This is a genomic window from Protofrankia sp. CiP1_Cm_nod2 (assembly GCF_920664355.1).
Taxonomy (GTDB): Bacteria; Actinomycetota; Actinomycetes; order Frankiales; family Frankiaceae; genus Protofrankia.
In genome coordinates this window covers 1-4,851 of the sequence record NZ_CAKKTL010000286.1, presented here as the reverse complement: position 1 = coordinate 4,851, position 4,851 = coordinate 1, and the positions used below count along the sequence as shown (strand labels likewise).

General features: G+C 71.3%; 2 protein-coding genes and 1 tRNA gene. 2 read left to right on the top strand and 1 reads right to left on the bottom strand.

What is annotated here, in order from left to right:
- Positions 1-1,395: ribosome biogenesis GTPase Der (der, locus tag NBW84_RS21750; protein WP_445548806.1), on the top strand; the 1,395-nt coding region annotated here is incomplete at its 5' end.
- Positions 1,396-1,657: 262 nt separating this feature from the next.
- Complete coding sequence (locus NBW84_RS21745; RefSeq protein WP_445548808.1) at positions 1,658-4,078, top strand: SpoIIE family protein phosphatase; 2,421 nt, start codon at positions 1,658-1,660, stop codon at positions 4,076-4,078.
- A gap of 277 nt (positions 4,079-4,355) precedes the next feature.
- Here the strand turns inward: NBW84_RS21745 and NBW84_RS21740 are convergent.
- A tRNA-Pro gene (locus NBW84_RS21740) sits at positions 4,356-4,429 on the bottom strand.
- Between the last annotated feature and the right edge of the window lie 422 nt (positions 4,430-4,851).

Genomic DNA, 4,851 nt, shown 5'->3' with positions numbered 1-4,851 from the left:
AGAGACGAGGACGTTGTGGGTGTGGCTTCGCAGGCACCGCGGGACTCCGCCGCGGGCCGGTCCGAGTTCGACGACCGCCAGCCGGTCCTGGCCGTTGTCGGACGCCCCAACGTCGGCAAGTCGACGCTGGTGAACCGGATACTCGGCCGGCGGGCCGCGGTCGTCGAGGACGTCCCCGGCGTGACCCGGGACCGCGTCGCCTACGACGCGACCTGGAACGGCCGCCGTTTCGTGGTGGTCGACACCGGCGGCTGGGAGCCGGACGCGCATGGGCTCGCGGCCCGGGTCGCCGAGCAGGCGCGCGCCGCCCTCGACACCGCCGACGCGGTGCTGTTCGTGGTCGACACCACCGTCGGGGCCACCGACGCGGACGAGGCCGTCGCCCGCGTGCTGCACCGCAGCGGGCTGCCGGTCGTCCTCGCGGCGAACAAGGTCGACGACTCCCGCGGCGAGGCCGACGCCGCCGCGCTGTGGAGCCTCGGCCTCGGCGAGCCGCACCCCGTCTCGTCCCTGCACGGCCGGGGCAGCGGGGACCTGCTCGACGCCGTTCTCGAAGCCCTCCCACCGGCGCCGCGGGAACGTTTCGAGGAGGTCGACGGCCCGCGGCGGGTCGCCCTGCTGGGCAAGCCGAACGTCGGCAAGTCCAGCCTGCTGAACAGGCTGGCCGGCACGCAGCGCTCGCTGGTGCACGACGTCGCCGGCACCACCCGCGACCCGGTCGACGAACTGGTGACGGTCGGCGGGGAGACCTGGAAGTTCGTCGACACCGCGGGCCTGCGCCGCCGGGTGCGGGAGGCCACCGGCGCGGAGTACTACTCGTCGCTGCGCACCGCCGCCGCGCTGGAGGCCGCGGAGGTCGCGATCGTCCTGCTGGACGCCGGCGAGCCGCTCACCGAACAGGACCAGCGAGTGATCACCATGGTGGTCGAGGCCGGCCGGGCCCTGGTGCTGGCGTTCAACAAGTGGGACCTGCTCGACGAGGACCGCCGGCTCACCCTCGAACGGGAGATCGTCCGGGACCTGGGCCGGGTGGCCTGGGCGCCGCGGGTGAACGTCTCGGCGATGACCGGCCGCGCCGTCGACCGGCTGGCCCCGGCGCTGCGGACGTCGCTGGAGTCGTGGGGGACGCGCATCCCCACCGGCCGGCTCAACGCCTGGCTGGGCGAGGTCGTGGCGGCCACCCCGCCGCCGTCGCGCGGCGGCCGGCTGCCCCGGGTGCTGTTCGCGACGCAGGCCGGCGTGCGCCCGCCGCGTTTCGTCATCTTCTCGACGGGTTTCCTGGAGCCGGCCTACCGCCGCTTCCTGGAGCGCAGGCTGCGCGAGGATTTTGGTTTCGCCGGAACGCCGATCGAGATTTCGGTCCGGGTCCGTGAACGGGGTGAGAAACGTCACTGAGCCGCCTGAACGAGACAAAGGAGCACCAACCATGAGATTGGTGACAGGTCGATTCTCTTGATTGCCGGTATCCGTCTGGTTGAGCGGTCCGCTGCACAGTGCCATGCTCGGTGGCAATGGGTGTGGGGCCTGATTCGCCGGGATGGCAGGTCGGCAGCTCGGCAGGTCGCGGGCTTCGGCAATGCCGAGACGAGTATGGATGAGCGAAAGAAAGCCTTCACGAGACGGGGCTGACGTTCCCGCGGCAGTGGCCGGCATAGCGATGGTCGCGCTGGACGCTCGAGGCGTGCTCACCGCGTGGACGGCAGGAGCCGGTCGGCTGCTGGGCTATCGTCCGGACGAGGTGGTGGGACGCGCCGCGGCGGACCTTCTTGCCGTGGACCTTCCGGCGTTGGCGCTACCCGGCATCGAGCGGCGGGAGGAGTGCAACGGCCGAGTGATGCTGCGGCGCCGGGACGGCCGCGCCGTCGAGGTTGACGTCCACGCGGCCCCGACGCACGGTACGCGGGGAAACAGCGGCTGGGTCGTGGTGGCTCTCGAGCCAGGCGAACCAGGTTCGCGCCATGACACGGCGGCGGCGCTCAAGAACTGGGCACTCGACCAGATGCCGATCGTCCTCGGGATCTACGACCGAGAGAAGCGCATGGTGGGAGGCAACGAGGAAGCGCAGCGCGTCATAGCCGCGCGGGAAGAGGCGGTACTTGGACTCCGTCCGGGGGAGATCTTCCCCAGCCTTATCGCCGACCAGGTCGAACAACTGATGACGCAGGTGATCCGCACGGGGGAACGGTCGACTCTGGAAATGGTCACCCCGCTGCCTGGCGAGAGCCATGCGCACGCCTGGTCGGTCTTCCTCTACCCGGTGAAGGATCCCGTAGGCACGGTGCGGGGGGTGTCGACAGCAGCCCTCGACACCACCACGCAGTACCGGGCCAGGCAGCGGCTGGCCGTCGTGAACGCGGCCAGCGTCCGCATCGGAACCACGCTGGACACGGTGCGGACCGCCCAGGAGCTGGCGGACGTGGCCACCGAGCAGTTCGCCGACTTCGTCAGCGTCGACCTGCTCGACTCCGCCGTCGGTGACAACGAGGCGGATCCGCGCCGGGCCACCGCAGGCGTGCTCCTCCGCCGTGCCGCACAGCAGTCCGTGCTGGATGGCTGCCCGGAGTCCGCGGTCGAGCCGGGAAAGACAGAGCGCTACGGCGAGGACTCGCCCATGGCCCGTGCCCTGGTCACCGGCAGGCCGTCGCGGTACGCGATCGACAACCCCGACATTCAGGCGTGGTTGGAGCATGACACGGCGCGTGCACGCAGTGCCCCCGCGTACGGGATCCATTCCCTCATCGTGGTACCGCTGCTCGCCCGCGGGACGACCCTCGGGCTCGCGGTGTTCCTGCGGCACCGCACCCCCGACCTGTTCGACACCGATGACCTGCTTCTCGCCGAGGAGATCACGGCCAGAGCGGCCCTGTGCATCGACAACGCCCGCCGCTACACCCACGAGCGCAACACCGTGCTGGCCCTGCAGCGGAGCATGTTGCCGCAGCGCACGTCCCCGCATGTGGCGGTGGCGGTAGCCTCCCGCCATCCGTCGGTCGCCTCCCGCCATCCGTCGGCCGGCTCCGGCTCCGGGGCCGGTGTGGGCGGTGACTGGTTCGACGTCGTCCCGCTGTCCGGAGGCAGGGTTGCCCTCGTGGTGGGCAACGTGGTCGGGCACGGCATCCAGGCGTTGGCCACCATGGGACGCCTGCGCCTGGCGGTCCGCACCCTCGCCGATATGGACATGCCGCCCGACGAGCTGCTCACGCATCTCGACGACCTCGTCCTGCGTCTGGCCGACCGAGCCGACCGGGAAGAAGACCCAGGAGCCGAGGAGATGCAGACAGCAGCGGCCGGGGAGATCGGCGCCACCTGCCTGTATGCGGTCTACGACCCGCTCTTCCGCCGCTGCACGCTCGCTCGTGCCGGCCACCCCGTGTCCGCCGTCGTCGCCCCGGACGGCACGGTTGACTTCCCCGAACTGCCCGCCGGCCCCCCGCTGGGCCTCGGTGGCCTGCCCTTCGAGTCCGTCGAGCTGGAGCTGCCCGACGGCAGCCTGATCGCCCTGTTCACCAACGGTCTGATCGAGTCCGGCGAATCCGGTGCCGACGCCGGATTCGACCGGCTGAGCCGTGCCCTGACCGCCAGCGGCGGCACGTCCTCCCTGGAGCAGATCTGCGACAACGTGCTGGATGCGCTGCTGCCCGGCGGTGTCCCCTCCGACGACGTCGCCGTACTCCTCGCCCGTACCCAGGGCATGGACGCCTCCCAGGTCGCCATCTGGGACCTGCCCGCGGACCCGGCGGTGGTGGCCCAGGCCCGTCAGATGGCCACCGACCAGCTCGCCGCCTGGGGGCTGGAGGAGGCCTCCTTCGTCACCGAGCTCGTGGTCAGCGAACTGGTCACCAACGCCATCCGCCACGCCGTCGCGCCCATCCAGCTCCGGCTGATCCACGAGAGGAGTCTCATCTGCGAGGTCTCCGATGCCAGCAGCACCGCACCTCACCTGCGCCGCGCCCGCGTCTTCGACGAGGGCGGCCGCGGCCTGCTCCTCGTCGCCCAGCTCACCCAACGGTGGGGCACCCGCCACACCCCACACGGCAAAATCATCTGGGCCGAGCAGCCATTCCCGACCGGCCACTGACCGCTCCCGACGGGCCGCCGCCGGTCGAGGAGGGACTGTCCGGCGCAGCAGGCTCGCAGGCGGTAATGCGCGCTCCGCCTCCACGGTGAGGCGACGCACTGCTATGGCTGACCGCCGACCACCACCAAGGCGTATGTCCAGGGTAGGGCTGACCGGCGATCGGTCCCCAGATGGTCCCAACGCCCGCCCGGGTTGATCGACTGACCTGGCACCATGGAGACGCGAAAAAGACTGTTGACCAGGACCTATAGCCCTGTTCAGCAGCCTCGCTCCAGCGTCGGGACGACAGGATTTGAACCTGCGACCCCCAGACCCCCAGTCTGGTGCGCTACCAAGCTGCGCCACGTCCCGTACGTCGACCACGTTACCTTATGATCCCGCCGGCGTGGCAGGCACCCCGGCCGGTCGTCGCGGATGCCCTCCGCCGGCCGTCCGCCATGTCGGGGAAGCATGGGCCGTCGGTCCCGCCGCTGGTGAAGGCCGGCACCGACCGGCAGCAGGAAGCGCCGGGAAGCGCCGGGAAGCAGCGGGAAGCGCCGGGAAGCAGCGGGAAGCAGCGGGAAGGAAGCACCAGGAAGACGGGCTGCCGGGAGATCCCGGCGGGCGGTTGGCGCGGGGTCGGGGCGCCCGGGAGAGGAGGGATCCGGGTGGATGCGGCGGAGTTCGGCGGCGGCATCCACCCGGACCGGCCGGTCTGGGCGCGCTGGACATGCTGGACGTGCCAGGGCGGTTCAGCGTGCCCAGACCCGCTGGTTACTGCGTTGCGCGGTTCC